This is a genomic window from Streptococcus pseudopneumoniae (assembly GCF_001072315.1).
GTDB classification, from domain to species: domain Bacteria; phylum Bacillota; class Bacilli; order Lactobacillales; family Streptococcaceae; genus Streptococcus; species Streptococcus pseudopneumoniae_R.
This window is the reverse complement of sequence record NZ_JVLI01000065.1, coordinates 1-22,702: the sequence shown is the minus strand read 5'-3', so window position 1 is coordinate 22,702 and position 22,702 is coordinate 1. Positions and strand designations below refer to the sequence as shown.

The window sequence follows — 22,702 nt, the reverse complement described above, 5'->3', positions numbered from 1 at the left end:
CTGTGTAATTCTTGGTCTTTTTGTTTGCGCTTTCAAATTATATAATAAACCTACAAAAACAATTCAAAAGGAGAACAATTATGGAAGTCATTTCAAGTGTTCTAAATTGGTTTTCTAGCAATATTTTGCAGAATCCCGCATTTTTCGTAGGTTTATTGGTGTTGATAGGATACGCACTTTTGAAAAAACCTGCCCACGACGTTTTCTCAGGGTTTGTTAAAGCAACAGTAGGGTATATGTTGCTCAATGTGGGTGCGGGTGGTTTGGTTACAACCTTCCGTCCGATCTTAGCAGCCCTTAACTACAAATTCCAAATTGGTGCAGCGGTTATCGACCCTTACTTTGGACTTGCTGCAGCAAACAACAAAATTGCAGCAGAGTTTCCAGATTTTGTTGGAACTGCAACTACAGCTCTATTGATTGGTTTCGGAATAAATATCTTGCTCGTAGCTCTTCGAAAGATTACGAAGGTAAGAACCCTCTTTATTACTGGTCACATCATGGTACAACAAGCTGCAACAGTATCTCTTATGGTTCTATTCTTAGTACCACAATTGCGCAATGCTTACGGTACAGCAGCGATTGGTATCATCTGTGGACTTTACTGGGCAGTTAGTTCAAATATGACTGTTGAGGCAACTCAACGCTTGACTGGTGGTGGCGGATTTGCGATTGGTCACCAACAGCAATTTGCAATCTGGTTTGTAGATAAAGTAGCAGGACGCTTTGGTAAGAAAGAAGAAAGTTTAGACAATCTTAAATTACCTAAGTTCCTCTCAATCTTCCACGATACAGTTGTTGCATCTGCTACCTTGATGCTCGTATTCTTCGGAGCCATTCTTTTAATCTTGGGTCCAGACATTATGTCTAATAAAGAAGTCATCACTTCAGGAACTCTATTCAATCCTGCTAAACAAGATTTCTTTATGTACATTATCCAAACAGCCTTTACCTTCTCAGTTTACTTGTTCGTTTTGATGCAAGGTGTCCGCATGTTCGTATCTGAGTTGACAAATGCCTTCCAAGGTATTTCAAACAAATTATTGCCAGGTTCATTCCCAGCGGTCGACGTTGCAGCTTCTTATGGATTTGGATCTCCAAACGCTGTCTTGTCTGGATTTGCCTTTGGTTTGATTGGTCAATTGATTACAATTGTCTTGCTCATCGTCTTTAAAAACCCTATCCTTATTATTACAGGATTTGTACCAGTATTCTTTGATAATGCAGCAATTGCAGTCTACGCTGATAAGCGTGGCGGATGGAAAGCAGCTGTTATCCTATCCTTCATCTCAGGCGTCCTCCAAGTTGCTCTAGGAGCTCTATGTGTAGCCCTTCTCGACTTAGCATCTTACGGTGGTTATCATGGGAATATTGACTTTGAATTCCCATGGCTTGGATTTGGATACATTTTCAAATATCTCGGTATTGTCGGTTATGTACTTGTATGTCTCTTCTTGCTTGTTATTCCTCAACTTCAATTTGCCAAAGCAAAAGATAAAGAGAAATATTACAACGGTGCAGTTCAAGAAGAAGCTTAGTATCTAGAAAAGGAGAAATAAAATGGTTAAAGTATTAGCAGCGTGCGGAAATGGAATGGGTTCATCAATGGTTATCAAGATGAAGGTTGAAAATGCTCTCCGTAAGCTTAATCAAACAGATTTTACAGTCAATTCATGCAGTGTCGGTGAAGCTAAAGGTTTAGCAGCAGGATATGACATCGTAATCGCTTCTCTTCATTTGATCCAAGAATTGGAAGGGCGAACTAATGGGAAGTTAATTGGGCTTGACAACTTGATGGATGATAAAGAAATCACTGAAAAACTCAGTCAAGCACTACAGTAAAAGGTTGGAGGGGGCTGGATAGAAACTGAGAGTCATCGTTTCTGTCCTTCTCCCTCTTTAAATAAAGGAGGCAGATATGAATTTAAAACAAGCTTTAATTGACAATGACTCGATCCGACTAGGTTTAGAAGCTAAAGACTGGAAAGAAGCAGTCAAGGTAGCAGTAGATCCCTTGATTGAAAGTGGAGCAATTTTGCCAGAGTATTACGATGCTATTATCGAATCGACTGAAGAGTATGGCCCATACTATATCTTAATGCCAGGTATGGCTATGCCCCATGCTAGACCTGAAGCTGGAGTGCAAAGAGATGCCTTTTCATTGATCACCTTACAAAATCCTGTTGTATTTTCAGATGGGAAAGAGGTATCTGTTTTGTTGGCACTAGCAGCAACAAGCTCAAAAATTCACACAAGTGTAGCCATTCCACAAATCATTGCCCTGTTTGAATTAGAAGATTCTATTGCACGTTTACAGGCTTGCCAGACTAAAGAAGATGTCTTGGCTATGATTGAAGAATCTAAGGATAGCCCTTATCTCGAAGGATTGGATTTGGAAAGTTAGAAAGAGGAATAAAGAAATGACAAAAAGAATACCTAATTTACAAGTTGCATTAGATCATTCAGACTTGCAAGGAGCGATTAAAGCAGCTGTTTCTGTTGGTCAGGAAGTAGATATTATCGAAGCTGGAACTGTTTGCTTGCTTCAAGTTGGAAGTGAACTGGTTGAAGTCTTGCGTAGCCTTTTCCCAGATAAGATTATTGTGGCAGACACAAAATGTGCTGATGCTGGTGGAACAGTTGCTAAAAATAATGCAGTTCGTGGAGCAGACTGGATGACTTGTATCTGTTGTGCAACCATCCCTACTATGGAAGCAGCTCTAAAGGCTATCAAGACTGAACGAGGAGAACGAGGCGAAATCCAGATCGAGCTTTATGGCGATTGGACTTTTGAACAAGCTCAGCTTTGGCTAGATGCAGGTATCTCACAAGCTATCTATCACCAATCTCGTGATGCCCTTCTTGCTGGTGAAACTTGGGGTGAAAAAGACCTTAATAAGGTTAAAAAACTCATTGACATGGGCTTCCGAGTTTCTGTAACAGGTGGTCTAGATGTAGATACTCTCAAACTCTTTGAAGGCGTTGATGTCTTTACCTTTATCGCAGGTCGTGGAATTACAGAAGCTGCGGATCCAGCAGGAGCAGCGCGTGCCTTCAAGGATGAAATCAGACGAATTTGGGGGTAAACCATGGCACGTCCAATTGGAATTTATGAAAAGGCAACCCCGACACACTTTACTTGGCTAGAACGTTTAAATTTTGCCAAGGAGTTAGGCTTTGATTTTGTCGAGATGTCTATTGATGAACGTGACGAGCGTTTAGCAAGACTGGACTGGAGCAAGGAAGAGCGCTTGGAAGTTGTCAAAGCGATTTATGAAACTGGTGTTCGTATTCCTTCTATCTGTTTTTCAGGACATCGTCGTTACCCATTGGGATCAAATGATCCAGTTCTAGAGGAAAAATCTCTGGAACTCATGAAAAAATGTATCGAATTAGCTCAGGATTTGGGAGTTCGTACGATTCAATTAGCTGGTTACGACGTTTACTATGAGGAAAAGTCACCCCAGACACGCCAACGTTTTATCAAAAATTTGAGAAAAGCCTGTGACTGGGCTGAAGAAGCTCAGGTGGTACTTGCTATTGAAATTATGGATGATCCTTTTATCAATAGTATCGAAAAATACTTGGCTGTAGAAAAGGATGTTGACTCTCCCTACCTTTTTGTATATCCAGATATTGGGAATGTGTCTGCATGGCATAATGATGTCTATAGTGAGTTCTATCTAGGTCACCATGCTATCGCAGCTCTCCATCTCAAGGATACTTATGCAGTGACAGAAAGTTCAAAGGGGCAGTTCCGAGATGTACCTTTTGGGCAAGGTTGTGTCAAATGGGAAGAAGCTTTCGATATTTTAAAGCAAACCAATTATAATGGTCCTTTCCTAATCGAAATGTGGTCTGAAAATTGTGAAACTGTAGAAGAAACACGCGCAGCCATTCAAGAGGCCCAAGCTTTTCTCTATCCACTAATTAAGAAAGCAGGTTTGATGTAAGATGAATCAAGTAATCAATGCTATGCGTAAACGAGTCTGTGATGCCAATCAATCATTACCGAAACATGGACTTGTCAAATTTACCTGGGGTAATGTATCTGAAGTTAATCGCGAACTAGGTGTCATTGTTATCAAACCATCAGGCGTAGACTATGACGAATTGACACCTGAAAACATGGTGGTGACTGATCTAGATGGTAAGGTCCTAGAAGGGGATTTAAGACCATCTTCTGATCTTCCAACTCATGTGCAGTTATATAAGGCTTGGTCAGAAATTGGTAGTGTGGTCCACACCCATTCGACAGAAGCAGTTGGTTGGGCTCAAGCTGGACGCGATATTCCTTTCTACGGAACAACCCATGCAGATTATTTCTACGGTTCAATCCCTTGCGCCCGTAGTTTGACCAAGGACGAAGTAGAAGTGGCCTATGAAAAAGATACTGGCTTGGTTATCGTAGAAGAATTTGAGCGTCGTGGTCTCAATCCTGTTGAAGTACCAGGTATTGTTGTACGCAATCACGGTCCATTCACCTGGGGCAAAAATCCAGAGAATGCTGTTTATCACTCTGTCGTATTAGAGGAAGTATCAAAGATGAATCGCTTTACAGAACAAATCAATCCAAGAGTTGAACCTGCTCCCCAGTACATTCTAGAAAAACACTACCAACGTAAGCATGGACCAAATGCTTATTACGGTCAAAAGAAATAAGAAATTGAATTGAAAAGAGGCTAGGACCTTTCGATCCAAGCCTCGCTTTTGTAATTGTAAGTATTCGTTATTAAGAGACTACTGTTGATAATTGAAATGCGTTAGTGAATGTGATACTATTATAAAGTTGTTTTCAAGGCAGTTGATTGATAGAGGAGTATGAAATATGGTACTGGATAAGGCAAGTTGTGATTTGCTTCAATATTTGATGGATCAAGAAACGCCCAAAACGATTATGGCGATTTCGAAAGATTTGAAAGAGTCAAGAAGGAAAATTTATTATCACATTGACAAAATCAATGCTACTCTTGGTGACGAGGCGCTTCACATCATTAGTATTCCACGAATTGGTATTCACTTAACGGAAGAGCAGAGAGATGCTTGTTGTGAACTATTATCGGAAGTAGATTCGTACGATTATATCATGAGTGCGCATGAACGTATGATGATAATGTTACTATGGATAGGTATTTCTAAAGAACGTATTACGATTGAAAAATTGATGGAGTTAACAGAGGTGTCTAGGAATACTGTTCTCAATGATTTGAATAGTATTCGTTATCAACTAACTTTGGAACAATATCAGGTGACCTTGCAAGTGAGCAAGTCACAGGGATACCATCTTCATGCCCACCCTCTTAATAAAATTCAGTATCTTCAATCGCTTCTATATCATATTTTTATGGAAGAAAATGCCACTTTTGTATCTATTTTAGAAGATAAGATGAAAGAGAGGTTAGATGGTGAGTGTTTGCTTTCTGTTGAAATGAACCAATTTTTTAAGGAACAGGTTCCTTTAGTTGAACAAGATTTAGGGAAGAAAATAAATCATCATGAAGTAACTTTTATGTTGCAGGTTCTACCTTATTTGCTGTTAAGCTGTCATAATGTTGAACAGTATCAAGAAAGACATCAGGATATAGAGAAAGAATTTTCTTTGATAAGAAAAAGAATAGAGTATCAGGTGTCTAAGAAATTAGGAGAACGGTTGTTTCAAAAGTTTGAAATTTCTTTGTCAGAACTTGAAGTTTCTCTTGTAGCTGTTCTTCTCCTCTCCTATCGTAAAGATTTGGATATTCATGCAGAAAGTGATGATTTTCGGCAGTTAAAACTTGCTTTAGAAGAATTCATCTGGTATTTTGAATCACAAATCCGAATGGAGATTGAGAACAAGGATGATTTGTTAAGAAATTTGATGATCCACTGTAAAGCCTTGTTATTTAGAAAGACTTACGGTATTTTTTCTAAAAATCCTCTAACAAAACAAATTCGATCCAAGTATGGAGAATTATTTTTAGTCACTAGAAAATCTGCGGAAATTTTAGAAGGAGCATGGTTTATTCGGCTAACAGACGATGATATTGCCTATTTGACGATTCATATTGGAGGATTTTTAAAGTATACACCATCGTCTCAAAAAAATATGAAAAAAGTTTATCTCGTTTGTGATGAAGGTGTTGCGGTTTCGAGACTTTTGCTGAAACAATGCAAACTTTATTTTCCAAATGAGCAAATTGGCACTGTATTTACAACAGAACAATTTAAGAGTGTGGAAGATATTGCACAAGTTGATGTAGTGATTACTACTAATGATGATTTGGATAGCAGATTTCCAATTTTAAGAGTTAATCCTATCCTTGAAGCAGAAGATATTTTGAAAATGCTAGACTATCTTAAACACAATATATTTCGTAATGAGAGCAAAAGTTTCAGTGAAAATCTTTCCAGTCTTATTTCGTCTTATATTGTAGACAGCAAGTTGGCTAGTAAGTTCCAAGAAGAGGTTCAAACACTTATAAATCAAGAAATAGTAGTTCAAGCTTTTTTGGAAGATATTTGAAGGACAGTCCAATGATGAACACAAACCTGTGTTTTTCTTGGTCTTTTTTAGTATTTTGAAGGGTGGTATACTAATCTCAAAGATAACAATTATATCCAAAGGAGGCAACATATGCCAAACGTCAAAGAAATTACAAGAGAGTCATGGATTTTAGCTACTTTCCCAGAGTGGGGAACATGGTTGAACGAAGAAATCGAAGAAGAAGTCGTACCTGAAGGCAACTTTGCCATGTGGTGGCTAGGCAACTGTGGTACTTGGATTAAGACACCAGGTGGTGCTAACGTTGTCATGGACCTTTGGTCAAACCGTGGAAAATCAACCAAAAAAGTGAAAGATATGGTTCGTGGGCACCAAATGGCAAATATGGCAGGTGTTCGTAAGTTGCAACCAAACTTGCGTGTTCAGCCAATGGTTATCGATCCATTTGCTATCAACGAACTAGACTATTACTTAGTTTCACACTTCCATAGTGATCATATCGACCCATACACAGCTGCAGCAATTCTCAACAATCCTAAGTTAGAGCATGTTAAGTTTATCGGTCCTTACCACTGTGGACGAATCTGGGAAGGATGGGGTGTTCCAAAAGAACGTATCATCGTTGTTAAACCAGGTGACACTATCGAATTAAAAGATATGAAGATTCATGCAGTAGAATCATTTGACCGTACTTGCTTGGTAACTCTTCCAGTGAACGGTGCTGATGAGACAGGCGGTGAACTTGCTGGCTTAGCTGTTACAGATGAAGAAATGGCTCAAAAGGCTGTTAACTATATCTTTGAAACACCAGGTGGAACCATCTATCATGGTGCAGATTCTCACTTCTCAAACTATTTTGCAAAACATGGTAAAGACTTTAAAATTGATGTTGCTTTGAATAACTATGGTGAAAATCCGGTAGGTATCCAAGATAAAATGACATCTATCGACCTTCTTCGTATGGCAGAAAATCTGCGTACCAAAGTCATTATCCCAGTTCACTATGATATCTGGTCTAACTTCATGGCTTCTACTAATGAGATTCTAGAACTTTGGAAAATGAGAAAAGATCGCTTGCAATACGATTTCCATCCATTTATCTGGGAAGTCGGCGGTAAGTACACTTATCCTCAAGATCAACACTTAGTAGAATACCATCATCCACGTGGTTTTGATGATTGTTTTGAACAAGACTCTAACATTCAATTTAAAGCTTTGCTATAATATAAAAATATTCTTTGGAGGTTATCCGTATGTTGCATGATACGGATAATTTTCATATAATAGTAAAATAGAATGTGTGATTCAATAATCACCTCAAATAGAAAGGAAATTCTATGTCAAATCTATCTGTTAATGCAATCCGTTTCCTAGGTATTGACGCTATCAACAAAGCCAACTCAGGTCACCCAGGTGTGGTTATGGGAGCGGCTCCGATGGCTTACAGCCTCTTTACAAAACAACTTCGTATCAATCCAGCTCAACCAAACTGGATCAACCGCGACCGCTTTATTCTTTCAGCGGGTCATGGTTCAATGCTTCTTTATGCCCTTCTTCACCTTTCTGGTTTTGAAGATGTCAGCATGGATGAAATCAAGAGCTTCCGCCAATGGGGTTCTAAAACACCAGGTCACCCAGAATTTGGCCATACAGCAGGGATTGATGCTACGACAGGTCCTCTAGGCCAAGGTATTTCAACTGCTACTGGTTTTGCCCAAGCAGAACGTTTCTTGGCAGCCAAATATAACCGAGAAGGCTACAATATCTTTGACCACTATACTTACGTTATCTGTGGAGACGGAGACTTGATGGAAGGTGTCTCAAGCGAGGCGGCTTCATACGCAGGTTTGCAAAAACTAGACAAGTTGGTTGTTCTTTATGATTCAAATGACATCAACTTGGATGGTGAGACAAAGGATTCCTTTACAGAAAGTGTTCGTGACCGTTATAATGCCTACGGTTGGCATACAGCCTTGGTTGAAGATGGAACAGACTTAGAAGCTATCTATGCTGCTATCGAAACAGCTAAAGCTTCAGGTAAACCATCTTTGATTGAAGTGAAGACTGTGATTGGATACGGTTCTCCAAACAAACAGGGAACTAATGCTGTACACGGTGCTCCTCTTGGAGCAGATGAAACTGCAGCAACTCGCCAAGCTCTCGGTTGGGACTATGAACCATTTGAAATCCCAGAACAAGTTTATGCTGATTTCAAAGAAAATGTTGCAGACCGTGGCGCATCAGCTTATCAAGCTTGGACAAAATTAGTTGCTGACTATAAAGAGGCTCATCCAGAATTGGCTGCAGAAGTAGAAGCTATCATCGATGGACGTGATCCAGTTGAAGTGACTCCAGCAGACTTCCCAGCTTTAGAAAATGGTTTTTCTCAAGCAACCCGTAATTCAAGCCAGGATGCATTGAATGTTGTAGCTGCTAAGTTGCCAACTTTCTTGGGTGGATCAGCTGACCTTGCTCACTCAAACATGACTTATATCAAGACTGACGGCCTTCAAGACGATGCTAATCGCTTGAACCGTAACATTCAGTTTGGTGTTCGTGAATTTGCAATGGGAACGATCTTGAACGGAATGGCCCTTCACGGTGGACTTCGTGTATACGGTGGAACTTTCTTCGTCTTCTCTGACTATGTGAAGGCAGCTGTCCGCTTGTCAGCCTTGCAAGGACTTCCTGTGACTTATGTTTTCACTCACGATTCAATCGCAGTTGGTGAAGATGGTCCAACTCACGAACCAGTTGAGCATTTAGCAGGTCTTCGTGCTATGCCAAATCTGAATGTTTTCCGTCCAGCAGATGCGCGTGAAACTCAAGCAGCTTGGTACCTTGCCGTGACAAGTGAGAAAACCCCAACTGCCCTTGTCTTGACACGTCAAAACTTGACTGTCGAAGAAGGAACAGACTTTGACAAGGTTGCAAAAGGTGCCTATGTTGTTTATGAAACTGCAGCAGACTTTGATACCATCTTGATTGCGACAGGTTCAGAGGTTAATCTAGCTGTCTCAGCTGCCAAAGAATTGGCTAGTCAAGGTGCAAAAGTCCGCGTAGTCAGCATGCCATCTACAGATGTCTTTGATAAACAAGATGCAGCATACAAGGAAGAAATTCTTCCAAATGCAGTCCGCCGTCGTGTTGCAGTCGAAATGGGTGCAACTCAAAACTGGTACAAATATGTTGGTCTTGATGGTGCCGTTCTAGGTATTGATACCTTCGGAGCCTCTGCCCCAGCACCAAAAGTATTGGCAGAATATGGCTTTACTGTAGAAAACCTTGTAAAAGTTGTTCAAAACTTGAAATAATCCTAAAAATCAGGGCGCAAGCTCTGGTTTTTCTTACTAGAAAAGCAAGGTACAATCTTGTAAAAGTAGCTGAAATTTGATATAGTAGTCCTATGTAAAAGACAAAGGAGAATATAATGGAATCACAATATACATTTTTAATCATTCTTGTGGCTATGGTGGGCTTGATGTTCTTTACGCAACGCTCTCAAAAGAAACAAGCACAAAAACGTATGGAAAGCTTGAATAAACTACAAAAAGGCTATGAAGTTATTACAATCGGCGGACTTTACGGAACGGTCGATGAAGTAGATACGGAGAAGAAAACGATTGTTCTTGATGTAGATGGAGTTTACTTGACTTTTGAGCTAGCTGCAATCAAGACCGTATTACCACTGAAAGAAACTGCTTCACTCGAAGGTGCAATTGAAAAATAAGACGGGATCACTAACTCCCGTTTTTCTATAAAAGAAAGGAAATGGGATGAAAAAACTAGTCTTTGTCTGTTTGGGAAATATTTGCCGCAGCCCTATGGCAGAGTTTGTTATGAAATCAATGACAGATAGTTACGAAATCCAAAGTCGAGCGACGTCCTCTTGGGAACATGGCAATCCGATTCATAAGGGCACTCAGGGAATTTTTCAACAGTATGAGATTCCTTATGACAAGAGCAAGACATCTCTTCAGATTACTAAAGAAGATTTTGAAGCCTTTGATTACATTATCGGAATGGACGCTTCAAATGTTTCGGACTTACGTCAGATGTGTCCGGCAGACTGTCAAGATAAGATTTACTCATTTGCATCTGAAAGTGTTCCAGACCCTTGGTATACAGGAGATTTTGAGGAAACTTATCGACGTGTTCAAGAGGGTTGTCGAGCTTGGTTAGAACGTTTAGAAAAGGAGAGTGAAGGTGGAAAATCTTAAGAATTTTTACGACAAGTATCGTGTCTATCTGACTCGTCCACGTTTAGAGATTATAGCAGTAGTTACCATTGTTTTCTGTGCTGTACTCGTCTTTTTTCTAAATATTCCCGGAAAAGGCATCTTAAAACTCGATAATGGAACGATTGTTTATGACGGCAGTCTTGTCCGAGGTAAAATGAATGGTCAAGGAACCATTACCTTCCAAAATGGAGACCAATATACAGGTGGTTTCAGCAATGGAGCCTTCAACGGAAAAGGTACCTTTCAATCCAAAGAAGGCTGGACCTACGAAGGGGATTTTGTAAATGGTCAAGCTGAAGGAAAAGGAAAACTAACAACAGAACAAGAAGTCGTTTATGAAGGGACTTTTAAACAAGGCGTTTTTCAACAAAAATAAAGCCTCCTTATCAAAGGAGGTATTATTAGGAATGCAAAGTAAGCGCTTACCTGTAAATCCCTTTCTTTCCAAGTCCCTCTTCCAAATAAGTTTGTGAAATAAAAAAATATTTGAAATAAGTTTCACAAACTTTGAAGAAAAAACCTGATAAGAAAAGAAAATGAGAAAAATTTCACAAGGAACTAAAAATTCTTTGTGAAATGTTTATGAAACTGTTTACAAAGTTGAAATAATACGTTATAATAAACTTGTGAAAAAATTAACAAAGGATTAAATCCTTGAAAGCTATGGAGGAAAATATGGCTGATAAAAAAACTGTGACACCAGAGGAAAAGAAACTCGCTGCTGAAAAGCATGTCGATGGATTGGTGCAAAAAGCTCTAGTTGCTCTTGAGGAAATGCGTAAATTGAATCAAGAGCAAGTTGACTACATCGTAGCTAAAGCTTCAGTAGCGGCTTTGGATGCCCACGGAGAATTGGCTTTACATGCCTTTGAAGAAACAGGACGTGGTGTATTTGAAGATAAAGCAACTAAGAACTTGTTTGCTTGTGAACACGTAGTAAACAACATGCGTCACACTAAGACAGTTGGCGTTATCGAAGAAGACGATGTAACAGGTTTGACCCTTATCGCTGAACCAGTTGGTGTTGTTTGTGGTATCACTCCTACAACAAACCCAACATCAACAGCAATCTTTAAATCATTGATTTCATTGAAGACTCGTAATCCGATTGTCTTTGCCTTCCACCCATCCGCTCAAGAATCATCAGCTCATGCAGCTCAAATCGTTCGTGATGCTGCGATTAAAGCAGGAGCGCCTGAAAACTGTGTACAGTGGATCACTGAACCATCTATGGAAGCAACTAGTGCGCTTATGAACCACGAAGGTGTTGCGACAATCCTTGCAACAGGTGGTAATGCCATGGTTAAAGCAGCATACTCATGTGGTAAACCAGCTCTTGGGGTAGGTGCCGGAAACGTTCCAGCCTATGTTGAAAAATCAGCTAACATCCGCCAAGCTGCACACGATATCGTCATGTCTAAATCATTTGATAACGGTATGGTCTGTGCATCTGAACAAGCGGTTATCATTGATAAAGAAATTTACGATGAATTTGTAGCAGAGTTCAAATCTTACCACACTTACTTTGTAAACAAAAAAGAAAAAGCACTTCTTGAAGAGTTCTGCTTCGGCGTGAAAGCAAACAGCAAAAACTGTGCTGGTGCAAAATTGAACGCTGATATCGTTGGTAAACCAGCAACTTGGATTGCAGAACAAGCAGGATTTACAGTTCCAGAAGGAACAAACATTCTTGCTGCAGAATGTAAAGAAGTTGGTGAAAACGAGCCATTGACTCGTGAGAAATTGTCACCAGTTATCGCAGTTTTGAAATCTGAAAGCCGTGAAGATGGTATTACTAAGGCTCGTCAAATGGTTGAATTTAACGGTCTTGGACACTCAGCAGCCATCCACACAGCTGATGAAGAATTGACGAAAGAATTTGGTAAAGCTGTTAAAGCTATTCGTGTTATCTGTAACTCACCTTCTACTTTCGGTGGTATCGGGGACGTTTACAATGCCTTCTTGCCATCATTGACACTTGGATGTGGTTCTTACGGACGCAACTCAGTTGGGGATAACGTTAGTGCCATTAACCTCTTGAATATCAAAAAAGTCGGAAGACGGAGAAATAACATGCAATGGATGAAACTTCCTTCAAAAACATACTTTGAACGTGATTCAATTCAATACCTTCAAAAATGTCGTGACGTTGAACGTGTCATGATCGTTACTGACCATGCCATGGTAGAACTTGGTTTCCTTGATCGTATCATCGAACAACTTGACCTTCGTCGCAATAAGGTTGTTTACCAAATCTTCGCTGATGTAGAACCAGATCCAGATATCACAACTGTAAACCGTGGTACTGAGATTATGCGTGCCTTCAAACCAGATACAATCGTCGCTCTCGGTGGTGGATCACCAATGGATGCTGCTAAAGTAATGTGGCTCTTCTACGAACAACCAGAAGTGGACTTCCGTGACCTTGTTCAAAAATTCATGGATATCCGTAAACGTGCCTTCAAGTTCCCATTGCTTGGTAAGAAGACTAAATTCATCGCGATTCCAACTACATCTGGTACAGGATCTGAAGTAACACCATTTGCCGTTATCTCTGATAAAGCAAATAACCGCAAATACCCAATCGCTGACTACTCATTGACACCAACTGTGGCAATCGTAGACCCTGCCTTGGTATTGACAGTTCCTGGATTTGTTGCTGCGGATACTGGTATGGACGTATTGACCCACGCGACTGAAGCTTACGTATCACAAATGGCTAGCGACTACACTGACGGTCTTGCACTTCAAGCTATCAAGCTTGTATTTGAAAACCTTGAAAGCTCAGTTAAGAATGCAGACTTCCATTCACGTGAGAAAATGCACAACGCTTCAACAATCGCTGGTATGGCCTTTGCCAATGCCTTCCTAGGTATTTCTCACTCAATGGCCCATAAGATTGGTGCCCAATTCCACACAATCCATGGCCGTACTAATGCTATCTTGCTTCCATACGTCATCCGCTACAACGGTACACGTCCAGCTAAGACAGCAACATGGCCTAAGTACAACTACTACCGTGCAGATGAGAAATATCAAGATATCGCACGCATGCTTGGACTTCCAGCTTCTACACCAGAAGAAGGGGTTGAATCTTACGCAAAAGCTGTCTACGAACTTGGTGAGCGCGTAGGTATCCAAATGAACTTCAAAGCACAAGGAATCGATGAAAAAGAATGGAAAGAACATTCTCGTGAATTGGCCTTTCTTGCTTATGAAGACCAATGTTCACCTGCAAACCCACGCCTTCCAATGGTTGACCATATGCAAGAAATCATCGAAGATTCTTACTATGGCTACAAAGAAAGACCAGGACGCCGTAAATAATTGTTTATCAGCCTAGAGGCAGGAGAAATCCTGTCTCTTTTTTTGTAATTCTATTTGAAAAATGGTATAATCATCGCATATATTTGTTTGAAAATCAAATCTTTTATAATCATGCGAGGGGCAAGTGAACAAGATAAATGAGTTAGGGGATAAAGTGCGACTTTTAAGAGAGGAGAAAGGACTTAGTCGTCCAGTTTTTTGCGGGGATGAGTCTGAATTATCAGTCCGTCAGCTGGTGCGGATAGAAAAAGGAGAGTTTCGCCCGACGATAAAAACACTAGAATATATTGCAGAACGATTAGAAATTCCGTCCTACGTCTTGATGCCAGATTATAAGGAATTGCCTAAACGCTACCAAGAATTAAAGTACTTTCTTTTACATCACCCTGACTACGGAGACAAGGAGTTGCAAGAACAAAAGGAAGAATATTTTGATGAGATTTTTGAGAGCTTTTATGATGATTTGCCACATGATGAGAAAGTGCTAGTGGATTGTCTTCAAGCTATAGATGCAGTGAGAATGACTAGTAATTCTTTATATGGAAGCAGTGTGATTGAGGACAGTCTTCAAGATTTACTATCCAGAGATGTATATAGGGCTGAGGAATTGTTGAAATTGAGACTGTATTTTCTTTGTCAGTTAATGGATGGTTTAAACGAGGGTGAGATAAAAAAGTCTGAGCATGAAACAATTCTTTATTTTCATGACAAACTAAGTTCTCAGGTTGATAAGATAGAGTTCGATTGTTTGGACTTACTTAGAGACTCCTTGTTAGCTTCTTTAACTTGTATAGAGATTATGGGGTTGCTTCATTATTTTAAGAGGGCAGTCGAGACCTTAAATAAAATAGGGCAAAAAACACGAGATTTTCAAAAACAACCGATTGTCTTGATGGTCGAATGGAAATATTATATTCAGACTGATTATGATACAGCAAAACAAAAGTATGAAGAAGCAAAAATGATGGCGAGGATGTTTGGTAATGATAAGTTAATCGTTAGTTTAGATAATGAATGGAGTCAAGACTTAGAAAGGTATTGTTAAATGCTTTATAGGAGTGACATTTCTGTCATTGAGGGAATGCCGCTTTTTTGTTACAATAAATTTTACTTGCTATACATCCAGAAGCAAACTAGGCAATAGAGAGAAAATTCTAAGTAGTAGGCCTATAGGGTCAATCAACTTGAAGGATTTTCTATCAGTACGATGTATGACGATAACGGTTTTAAATAAGGGGGAAAGAATGTCCATTTTATCCATTAAAAATATTTCAAAGTTTTACACTTTGGACGGTAAACATCAAGAGCAGGCTCTAAGAAATATAAACCTGCAGATTGCAAAAGGTAAAATTACAGCGATTTACGGGCCGTCAGGCTGTGGCAAAACCAGTCTACTAAACATCATCAGCGGTTTAGATAGACAATATGAAGGAGATTTAGAGTTTAAAGGGGAATCACTCCGTGACTTATCAGAGATTGAACTAACTCAATTTCGTAAAGATAAGATTGGATTTGTGTTTCAAAACTTTAACCTCATTCCTCATCAGTCTGTCTTGGACAATGTCAAGCTACCTCTCTATGTCAAAGATTTATCTGACAGGGAGATGACAATGATTGCAAAGGAGCAATTAAGTAACTTGGGCATGGAGCCTTTTATTTCTAAAAATGTTAAACAGCTTTCTGGCGGGCAAAAGCAACGTGTAGCAATCGCGCGTGCCTTGGTAAATCAGCCTGATATGATTGTGGCAGATGAACCAACGGGTTCGCTGGATTCTCAATCCCAAGAAATGGTATTGGAAGTATTTAAAAATTTAGCCCAAACCGGGAAAACAGTATTGATTGTAACCCATAATCCAGAGGTTGCCGAATATGCAGATGTGATTATCAAAATGAAGGATGGTGAAGTCGTTGAAGAAGTCAAAAAATAAAGGATTATCATTGAAAAATAAATTCAAACTTTCTTTAAATAACTTTATGGAAAGAAAGTGGCGTAACCTATTGATTGCGCTAGCAACCTCAATCGGTTTTGTAGGAGTCTTAATTTCTTTCGGCTTGGGAAATGCTTTGATTTCGATGATTGATGAAAATACGAATGGAGGTCAAATTCCTTCTCAAGTTCAGATTGCTTTAAACACAAAAAATGTTGGACGAGGCTTTTTGAACCAAGATGATAAGAACTATATCACGGATACAGTTGGGAAAGAAGCTATTAAATATTTGGAGAGTCCTTTTGGGATGACCATGTCAAATATTACTATAGATGGGCAAGAAATGGATCTGAGTCAAACGATGCCTTCTTATGCTCAAGTAGTGAGTCTCTATGAGGATACAAGTATCTCTGTTAGTAGTAATGAGACGGACAAAGTGTTGGCTGGATCCCTCTATACTGATACAAATGAACAGGGATTAACGATTCCAAGCAGTTTACTAAAAAATTGGAATGAACAGACAGGAAACAATCTGACAGCTACTGATCTTATTGGCAAATCAGTTTCAGCCAGCATTGTAGAAAATGCTGCTGAAGCTAGCAAGACTGCTCAATTTCAAACGAAGATTGTACGTGTAATCAATGATGAAGATGACATGGAGGACAGCAACAGTTTCATGCCGTCTCATCAAATGGAAACGATTTTGAAAGAAGCTGGATTTACAAAAGCTGTATCTTATTTTATCTTGGAACTCAAAGATCCATCACAAACAAAAGCGATAACAGAAGAATTGCAGAAAAACAAGAAGTATACTGTTCTTTCTCAACAGAAGGTTCTTGATATTGTGATTACTTTTATTCGTGTCATTCAGGGATTGTTGATTGTACTTTCATCACAAGCTATTGTGGTAGCAGCGGTCATGATTGGTATCATCATTTACATCAATATCATGCAACGTTCTAAGGAAATAGGCGTCATGAAGGCAGTTGGTTATCAAAATCGTGATGTCAAAGGAATTTTTATTTACGAGGCTATCTGGATTGTAGGAATCGCCTTGCTACTGGCCTTTTTGGTAGCACAAGGGGTGGGAAGTTTGGCGAATGCAATTGTAAGTCACTTTTACCCATCCATCACTAAGGTTTTTGAATTAAATTTGTTATCTGTTTTAGGAACTCTAGTTTTCGCTCTCTTGCTTGGCTATGTATCAGCCTACTTCCCAGCGCGTAAAATTAGTAAAATGGATCCTGTAGAATCGCTACGATATGAATAGTAAGGGATTCCTTGATTTACAGTTTTAAAAAGAAACTAACATAGAAAAACAATGCCCGTACTTGCAATTAAACTTAAATAGTTATATAATAGGTTTGTTGAAAGGTGATTTGTAGTGATTCAAGTTACTCTTTTCACAATAAAAATTTCATGATTTTCATAAGGAGGAAATCACTAATGGTAGTTAAAGTTGGTATTAACGGTTTCGGACGTATCGGTCGTCTTGCTTTCCGTCGTATCCAAAACGTAGAAGGTGTTGAAGTTACTCGTATCAACGACCTTACAGATCCAGTTATGCTTGCACACTTGTTGAAATACGACACAACTCAAGGTCGTTTCGACGGTACTGTTGAAGTTAGAGAAGGTGGATTTGAAGTTAACGGTAAATTCATCAAAGTTTCTGCTGAACGTGATCCAGAACAAATCGACTGGGCTAACGACGGTGTAGAAATCGTTCTGGAAGCTACTGGTTTCTTTGCTAAGAAAGCAGCTGCTGAAAAACACTTGCACGCTGGTGGAGCTAAAAAAGTTGTTATCACTGCTCCTGGTGGAAACGACGTTAAAACAGTTGTATTCAACACTAACCACGACGTTCTTGACGGTACTGAAACAGTTATCTCAGGTGCTTCATGTACTACAAACTGCTTGGCTCCTATGGCTAAAGCTCTTCAAGATAACTTTGGTGTTGTAGAAGGATTGATGACTACTATCCACGCTTACACTGGTGACCAAATGATCCTTGACGGCCCACACCGTGGTGGTGACCTTCGCCGTGCTCGCGCTGGTGCTGCAAACATCGTTCCTAACTCAACTGGTGCTGCAAAAGCTATCGGTTTGGTTATCCCTGAATTGAACGGTAAACTTGATGGATCTGCACAACGCGTTCCAACTCCAACTGGATCAGTTACTGAATTGGTAGCAGTTCTTGAAAAGAACGTTACTGTTGATGAAGTGAACGCAGCTATGAAAGCAGCTTCAAACGAATCATACGGTTACACAGAAGATCCAATCGTATCTTCAGATATCGTAGGTATGTCTTACGGTTCATTGTTTGACGCAACTCAAACTAAAGTTCTTGACGTTGACGGTAAACAATTGGTTAAAGTTGTATCATGGTACGACAACGAAATGTCATACACTGCACAACTTGTTCGTACTCTTGAATACTTCGCAAAAATCGCTAAATAATTCTTGAGTCGATAAAAAGCAAGGCCTCGTGGTCTTGCTTTTCTTATATGGAAAAATGGATGACGGAATCATCCATTCTTTTTTAATTCTCTTTCGAAAGTATCTGAAAGTGCATTGAAGCTTAATTTCTCTAGAGTAAGCGGATGGGTAAAGGACAGTCGAAAGGCGTGGAGCATAAGCCGACTTGTTTTTGATTTACTATTATAGAGAGGGTCACCCAGGATAGGAAGATTATGATGCGAAAGGTGCACACGAATCTGATGGGTTCGCCCTGTCTTTAGCTTGCAACGAACCAAGGAAGTTTTGTTTGGGAATTGCTTTAATCTGCTTACATGTGTTTCAGCATATTGCCCATTTTTTGTATCAACTACTCGTTTTCTGCGATCATGGCGATCACGTCCGATTTTGTCTTTGAAAACAAGTTCTTTGCTGCTGATATTTCCGTCAACGAGTGCCCAATATTCTCTAGAAATCTCTTTTTTCTCCAATAAGCGATTGAGAATGGGCAGGATAAAAGGATTTTTGGCAAAGAGAACTAAACCACTGGTTTCCATGTCCAGACGATGAACGACATAGCAGGTTTGGCCAACATAGGCACTGACATGGTTAAGAAGGGCGATTTCGTTTGGCTGATTACCATGTGTTTTCATCCCCTCTGGTTTGTTGACAATAATCAAGTGTTGATCTTGATAAACTTCCTGAATGAGGTTTGGGTTGCCCCAAGGAATTTCTTTTTCGGGATAATCTTCTTCGTCAAAAGTCAATTGGCAAACATCTCCAGGATTTACCATCTCGTTCCAATGAACTTCTCGCTGATTAATCAAAATGTGTTTCTTGATTCTCAAAAAATGACGGATTTTTCTAGGGATGAGGAGTTGCTCCTCTAGTAATTGCTTAACCGTCATTGGAGGTAAAGAGGCGGGTAATGTAAATGTGAATTTCATACAGATATTGTAACAAAAAAAGTCCTATTTTGATAGGAAATAGCTAAATTCTTGTCTTCCTATGATGAAGATGATAAAATAAACGCATGAAATTAGATAAATTATTCGAGAAATTTCTTTCTCTTTTTAAAAAAGAAACAAGTAAATTAGAGGACTCTGATTCTACTAGCTTACGTCGCTCTCGTAGTGATCGAAAAAAATTAGCCCAAGTAGGTCCAATTCGAAAATTCTGGCGTCGCTATCATCTAACAAAGATTGTCCTTATACTAGGTTTGAGTGCAAGCTTGCTAGTTGGAACCTATTTGTTTGCTGTAGCCAAGTCAACCAATGTCAATGATTTGCAAAATGCCTTGAAAACTCGAACTCTCATTTTTGACCGTGAAGAAAAGGAGGCTGGTGCCTTGTCCGGTCAAAAAGGAACTTATGTTGAATTGACTGATATCAGTAAAAATTTGCAGAATGCCGTTATTGCGACAGAAGACCGTTCTTTTTATAAAAATGACGGGATTAACTATGGTCGTTTCTTCTTGGCTATTGTCACTGCTGGTCGTTCAGGTGGTGGCTCTACTATTACCCAACAGTTGGCTAAAAACGCCTATTTGTCACAGGATCAAACTGTTGAGAGAAAAGCGAAAGAATTTTTCTTGGCTTTAGAATTGACTAAAAAATATAGTAAGGATCAGATCCTAACCATGTACCTTAACAATGCTTATTTTGGAAATGGTGTGTGGGGTGTAGAAGATGCGAGTAAGAAATACTTTGGAGTTTCTGCGTCAGAAGTGACTCTGGATCAAGCTGCGACTCTGGCAGGCATGCTCAAAGGACCGGAACTGTATAATCCTTTGAATTCTGTAGAAGATTCGACTAATCGTCGTGATACTGTCTTGCAAAATATGCTTGCAGCGGGTTACATTGATAAAAACCAAGAAACCGAAGCTGCAGAAGTTGATATGACTTCGCAATTGCACGATAAGTATGAAGGAAAAATCTCAGATTACCGCTATCCTTCTTACTTTGATGCGGTGGTTAATGAAGCTGTGTCTAAGTATAATTTAACAGAGGAAGAAATCGTAAATAATGGCTACCGCATTTACACAGAGCTGGACCAAAATTACCAAGCAAATATGCAGGTTGTTTATGAAAACACATCGCTATTTCCGAGGGCAGAGGATGGAACATTTGCTCAATCAGGAAGTGTAGCTCTCGAACCGAAAACAGGTGGAGTTCGTGGAGTTGTCGGTCAAGTTGCTGATAATGATAAAACTGGATTCCGGAATTTCAACTATGCAACTCAATCAAAACGTAGTCCTGGTTCTGCAATTAAGCCTTTAGTTGTTTATACGCCAGCAGTTGAAGCAGGCTGGGCTTTGAATAAGCTCTTGGATAACCATACCATGCAGTACGACAGCTATAAGCTTGATAACTATGCAGGAATCAAAACGAGTCGAGAAGTTCCTATGTATCAAGCCTTGGCAGAGTCGCTTAATCTGCCTGCTGTTGCCACTGTTAATGATTTGGGCGTTGATAAGGCTTTTGAGGCGGGCGAAAAATTCGGACTCAACATGGAAAAAGTTGATCGTGTTCTTGGTGTCGCCTTGGGAAGCGGTGTTGAAACCAATCCTCTGCAAATGGCTCAAGCATATGCTGCCTTTGCAAATGAAGGTTTAATGCCTGAAGCTCATTTTATTAGTAGAATTGAAAATGCTAGTGGTCAGGTTATTGCGAGCCATAAAAATTCACAAAAACGGGTGATTGATAAGTCTGTAGCTGATAAGATGACCAGTATGATGTTGGGGACATTCACCAACGGTACCGGTATTAGTTCATCGCCTGCAGACTATGTCATGGCAGGGAAAACTGGAACAACTGAAGCAGTTTTCAATCCGGATTACACAAGTGACCAGTGGGTAATTGGTTATACTCCGGATGTAGTGATTAGCCACTGGCTTGGCTTTCCGACCACTGATGAAAATCACTATCTAGCAGGTTCGACTTCAAACGGTGCAGCACATGTCTTTAGAAACATTGCAAATACCATTTTACCTTATACGCCAGGAAGCACTTTTACGGTTGAAAATGCTTATAAGCAAAATGGAATTGGACCAGCCAATACAAGAAATCAAGTACAGAGTAATGAAGAAAATCAGGCAGATAATAGCCTTTCTGATATTAGAAGTCGTGCACAAAATCTGGTAGATGAGGCTAGCCGTGCTATCTCGGATTCGAAGATTAAGGAAAAGGCTCAAACGATATGGGATTCGGTAGTCAATCTATTTCGTTAAGATGCTTGTCAAAGCCTAGCTTTCTTGTTATAATAGATAAGATGGAGGCGTTATGGCACTAAAAAAAGCAAGCCTAGCTTGTGCGGTTTGTGGTTCGAGAAACTATTCAATCAAGATAAGCGGAAACCCCAAGCCAACACGACTAGAAGTAAATAAATTTTGTAAACATTGTGGTAAGTATACTACACACAGAGAAACGAGATAGGAGAGAGCGATGCGTTTTATTGGAGATATATTTAGACTTCTTAAAGACACAACATGGCCAACTCGCAAGGAAAGCTGGAGAGATTTTCGTTCTATCATGGAATACACAGCTTTCTTTGTAGTAATTATTTACATTTTTGACCAGTTGATTGTTTCAGGTTTGATTCGATTTATTAACATTTTTTAGAAGGTTAGTGGAGTTAATTACACTAGAAATCTTCTATTTATGAAAGGAAATATCATGGATAGTTTTGATAAAGGATGGTTTGTCTTACAAACTTATTCTGGTTATGAAAATAAGGTAAAAGAAAATCTATTACAACGTGCACAAACCTACAATATGTTGGATAATATTCTACGCGTTGAAATTCCAACACAAACAGTGCAAGTTGAAAAAAATGGAAAGAGAAAAGAAGTAGAAGAAAATCGCTTTCCAGGTTATGTTCTTGTAGAAATGGTCATGACAGATGAAGCTTGGTTTGTTGTTCGAAACACACCAAATGTTACAGGATTCGTCGGATCTCACGGAAATAGATCAAAACCAACTCCATTATTGGAACAAGAAATTCGTGATATCTTGGTTTCTATGGGACAAACTGTACAAGAGTTTGATATCGATGTTGAAGTTGGTCAAACTGTACGTATTATTGATGGAGCTTTTGCAGATTATACCGGTAAGATTACGGAGATTGATAACAATAAAGTGAAGATGATTATCTCTATGTTTGGTAATGACACAGTTGCAGAAGTAAACCTAAACCAAATCGCAGAATTGTAACCCCAAGAGAGGCAAGACCTCTCTTTTTTGTGCAGTTTAGATGGTGTAGGGAACAGAATG

Annotated in this window: 22 protein-coding genes; 21 read left to right on the top strand and 1 reads right to left on the bottom strand. The window is 39.5% G+C overall.

The features are described 5' to 3' along the window. Nucleotides 1-80: 80 nt before the first annotated feature. The 17 genes from ADH54_RS02840 to gap all read left to right on the top strand — a co-directional run bounded on the left by ADH54_RS02840 (nt 81) and on the right by gap (nt 18,434). Nucleotides 81-1,538, top strand: coding sequence for a PTS ascorbate transporter subunit IIC (locus tag ADH54_RS02840; protein ID WP_000452074.1), 1,458 nt, complete (start codon nt 81-83; stop codon nt 1,536-1,538). Between the two features lie 22 nt (nt 1,539-1,560). Continuing rightward, nucleotides 1,561-1,842: a PTS sugar transporter subunit IIB gene (locus tag ADH54_RS02835; RefSeq protein ID WP_000241466.1), complete on the top strand. Its 282-nt coding sequence runs from the start codon at nt 1,561-1,563 to the stop codon at nt 1,840-1,842. Nucleotides 1,843-1,918: 76 nt separating this feature from the next. Further along, a complete protein-coding gene (locus ADH54_RS02830; protein WP_001049925.1) occupies nt 1,919-2,404 on the top strand; it encodes a PTS sugar transporter subunit IIA in 486 nt (161 codons plus the stop codon). Nucleotides 2,405-2,420: 16 nt separating this feature from the next. After that, complete coding sequence (locus ADH54_RS02825; protein ID WP_000166737.1) at nt 2,421-3,086, top strand: 3-keto-L-gulonate-6-phosphate decarboxylase UlaD; 666 nt, start codon at nt 2,421-2,423, stop codon at nt 3,084-3,086. A 3-nt stretch (nt 3,087-3,089) separates the two neighbouring features. Further along, on the top strand, nt 3,090-3,953 hold the full coding sequence (locus tag ADH54_RS02820) for an L-ribulose-5-phosphate 3-epimerase (RefSeq protein ID WP_049523964.1): 864 nt from the start codon (nt 3,090-3,092) through the stop codon (nt 3,951-3,953). Nucleotide 3,954: 1 nt separating this feature from the next. Next, a complete protein-coding gene (locus tag ADH54_RS02815) occupies nt 3,955-4,662 on the top strand; it encodes an L-ribulose-5-phosphate 4-epimerase (RefSeq protein WP_049523963.1) in 708 nt (235 codons plus the stop codon). A 166-nt stretch (nt 4,663-4,828) separates the two neighbouring features. Continuing rightward, nucleotides 4,829-6,502 carry a BglG family transcription antiterminator gene (locus ADH54_RS02810; RefSeq protein ID WP_049523962.1) on the top strand — a complete coding sequence of 558 codons (1,674 nt, stop codon included), beginning with the start codon at nt 4,829-4,831 and terminating at the stop codon, nt 6,500-6,502. 111 nt (nt 6,503-6,613) lie between these two features. Next, the gene (ulaG, locus tag ADH54_RS02805) at nt 6,614-7,705 is read left to right on the top strand and encodes an L-ascorbate 6-phosphate lactonase (protein ID WP_001134226.1); all 1,092 of its coding nucleotides are present in this window, start codon (nt 6,614-6,616) and stop codon (nt 7,703-7,705) included. A 113-nt stretch (nt 7,706-7,818) separates the two neighbouring features. Beyond that, complete coding sequence (tkt, locus tag ADH54_RS02800) at nt 7,819-9,795, top strand: transketolase (RefSeq protein ID WP_049523961.1); 1,977 nt, start codon at nt 7,819-7,821, stop codon at nt 9,793-9,795. A gap of 116 nt (nt 9,796-9,911) precedes the next feature. Next, complete coding sequence (gene yajC, locus ADH54_RS02795; protein WP_000445810.1) at nt 9,912-10,211, top strand: preprotein translocase subunit YajC; 300 nt, start codon at nt 9,912-9,914, stop codon at nt 10,209-10,211. A 46-nt stretch (nt 10,212-10,257) separates the two neighbouring features. Further along, entirely contained in the window at nt 10,258-10,701 is a 444-nt protein-coding gene (locus tag ADH54_RS02790) for a low molecular weight protein-tyrosine-phosphatase (RefSeq protein ID WP_049523960.1), read from the top strand. Further along, nucleotides 10,688-11,098 (top strand): MORN repeat-containing protein, encoded by a 411-nt coding sequence (locus tag ADH54_RS02785; protein ID WP_049523959.1) that lies wholly within the window; start codon nt 10,688-10,690, stop codon nt 11,096-11,098. Before ADH54_RS02790 ends, ADH54_RS02785 begins: the two co-directional genes overlap by 14 nt. A 299-nt stretch (nt 11,099-11,397) precedes the next feature. Further along, entirely contained in the window at nt 11,398-14,049 is a 2,652-nt protein-coding gene (gene adhE, locus ADH54_RS02780) for a bifunctional acetaldehyde-CoA/alcohol dehydrogenase (RefSeq protein ID WP_049523958.1), read from the top strand. A gap of 124 nt (nt 14,050-14,173) precedes the next feature. After that, nucleotides 14,174-15,094, top strand: coding sequence for a helix-turn-helix domain-containing protein (locus ADH54_RS02775; RefSeq protein ID WP_049523957.1), 921 nt, complete (start codon nt 14,174-14,176; stop codon nt 15,092-15,094). A 199-nt stretch (nt 15,095-15,293) separates the two neighbouring features. Beyond that, a complete protein-coding gene (locus ADH54_RS02770) occupies nt 15,294-15,977 on the top strand; it encodes an ABC transporter ATP-binding protein (protein WP_004238499.1) in 684 nt (227 codons plus the stop codon). Then, nucleotides 15,946-17,247: an ABC transporter permease gene (locus ADH54_RS02765; RefSeq protein ID WP_193389690.1), complete on the top strand. Its 1,302-nt coding sequence runs from the start codon at nt 15,946-15,948 to the stop codon at nt 17,245-17,247. The genes ADH54_RS02770 and ADH54_RS02765 overlap by 32 nt, the downstream gene beginning before the upstream one ends. Nucleotides 17,248-17,423: 176 nt before the next feature. After that, nucleotides 17,424-18,434 (top strand): type I glyceraldehyde-3-phosphate dehydrogenase, encoded by a 1,011-nt coding sequence (gap, locus tag ADH54_RS02760; protein ID WP_000260687.1) that lies wholly within the window; start codon nt 17,424-17,426, stop codon nt 18,432-18,434. A gap of 68 nt (nt 18,435-18,502) precedes the next feature. Here the strand turns inward: gap and ADH54_RS02755 are convergent, their stop codons facing one another. Beyond that, nucleotides 18,503-19,378: an RluA family pseudouridine synthase gene (locus ADH54_RS02755; RefSeq protein ID WP_080551672.1), complete on the bottom strand. Its 876-nt coding sequence runs from the start codon at nt 19,376-19,378 to the stop codon at nt 18,503-18,505. 86 nt (nt 19,379-19,464) lie between these two features. Between ADH54_RS02755 and pbp2a the strand changes: the two genes are divergently transcribed. From pbp2a to nusG, 4 genes are read left to right on the top strand one after another with little or no spacing between them, the layout of a single operon-like run. Then, nucleotides 19,465-21,660, top strand: coding sequence for a penicillin-binding protein PBP2A (pbp2a, locus tag ADH54_RS02750; protein WP_049523956.1), 2,196 nt, complete (start codon nt 19,465-19,467; stop codon nt 21,658-21,660). 52 nt (nt 21,661-21,712) lie between these two features. Then, nucleotides 21,713-21,865, top strand: coding sequence for a 50S ribosomal protein L33 (gene rpmG, locus ADH54_RS02745; protein ID WP_001809375.1), 153 nt, complete (start codon nt 21,713-21,715; stop codon nt 21,863-21,865). A 9-nt stretch (nt 21,866-21,874) separates the two neighbouring features. Continuing rightward, complete coding sequence (gene secE, locus ADH54_RS02740; RefSeq protein WP_001210991.1) at nt 21,875-22,051, top strand: preprotein translocase subunit SecE; 177 nt, start codon at nt 21,875-21,877, stop codon at nt 22,049-22,051. A 54-nt stretch (nt 22,052-22,105) separates the two neighbouring features. Next, a complete protein-coding gene (nusG, locus tag ADH54_RS02735) occupies nt 22,106-22,642 on the top strand; it encodes a transcription termination/antitermination protein NusG (protein ID WP_000376740.1) in 537 nt (178 codons plus the stop codon). The last annotated feature ends 60 nt before the right edge of the window (nt 22,643-22,702 follow it).

Excerpts from the sequence above, each read along its gene's own strand:
- ADH54_RS02840 (WP_000452074.1), top strand. The coding sequence starts at position 81 with ATGGAAGTCATTTCAAGTGTTCTAAATTGGTTTTCTAGCAATATTTTG.
- ADH54_RS02835 (WP_000241466.1), top strand. The coding sequence starts at position 1,561 with ATGGTTAAAGTATTAGCAGCGTGCGGAAATGGAATGGGTTCATCAATG.
- ADH54_RS02830 (WP_001049925.1), top strand. The coding sequence starts at position 1,919 with ATGAATTTAAAACAAGCTTTAATTGACAATGACTCGATCCGACTAGGT.
- ADH54_RS02825 (WP_000166737.1), top strand. The coding sequence starts at position 2,421 with ATGACAAAAAGAATACCTAATTTACAAGTTGCATTAGATCATTCAGAC.
- ADH54_RS02820 (WP_049523964.1), top strand. The coding sequence starts at position 3,090 with ATGGCACGTCCAATTGGAATTTATGAAAAGGCAACCCCGACACACTTT.
- ADH54_RS02815 (WP_049523963.1), top strand. The coding sequence starts at position 3,955 with ATGAATCAAGTAATCAATGCTATGCGTAAACGAGTCTGTGATGCCAAT.
- ADH54_RS02810 (WP_049523962.1), top strand. The coding sequence starts at position 4,829 with ATGGTACTGGATAAGGCAAGTTGTGATTTGCTTCAATATTTGATGGAT.
- ulaG (WP_001134226.1), top strand. The coding sequence starts at position 6,614 with ATGCCAAACGTCAAAGAAATTACAAGAGAGTCATGGATTTTAGCTACT.
- tkt (WP_049523961.1), top strand. The coding sequence starts at position 7,819 with ATGTCAAATCTATCTGTTAATGCAATCCGTTTCCTAGGTATTGACGCT.
- yajC (WP_000445810.1), top strand. The coding sequence starts at position 9,912 with ATGGAATCACAATATACATTTTTAATCATTCTTGTGGCTATGGTGGGC.
- ADH54_RS02790 (WP_049523960.1), top strand. The coding sequence starts at position 10,258 with ATGAAAAAACTAGTCTTTGTCTGTTTGGGAAATATTTGCCGCAGCCCT.
- adhE (WP_049523958.1), top strand. The coding sequence starts at position 11,398 with ATGGCTGATAAAAAAACTGTGACACCAGAGGAAAAGAAACTCGCTGCT.
- ADH54_RS02770 (WP_004238499.1), top strand. The coding sequence starts at position 15,294 with ATGTCCATTTTATCCATTAAAAATATTTCAAAGTTTTACACTTTGGAC.
- ADH54_RS02765 (WP_193389690.1), top strand. The coding sequence starts at position 15,946 with ATGGTGAAGTCGTTGAAGAAGTCAAAAAATAAAGGATTATCATTGAAA.
- gap (WP_000260687.1), top strand. The coding sequence starts at position 17,424 with ATGGTAGTTAAAGTTGGTATTAACGGTTTCGGACGTATCGGTCGTCTT.
- ADH54_RS02755 (WP_080551672.1), bottom strand. The coding sequence starts at position 19,378 with ATGAAATTCACATTTACATTACCCGCCTCTTTACCTCCAATGACGGTT.
- pbp2a (WP_049523956.1), top strand. The coding sequence starts at position 19,465 with ATGAAATTAGATAAATTATTCGAGAAATTTCTTTCTCTTTTTAAAAAA.
- rpmG (WP_001809375.1), top strand. The coding sequence starts at position 21,713 with ATGGCACTAAAAAAAGCAAGCCTAGCTTGTGCGGTTTGTGGTTCGAGA.
- secE (WP_001210991.1), top strand. The coding sequence starts at position 21,875 with ATGCGTTTTATTGGAGATATATTTAGACTTCTTAAAGACACAACATGG.
- nusG (WP_000376740.1), top strand. The coding sequence starts at position 22,106 with ATGGATAGTTTTGATAAAGGATGGTTTGTCTTACAAACTTATTCTGGT.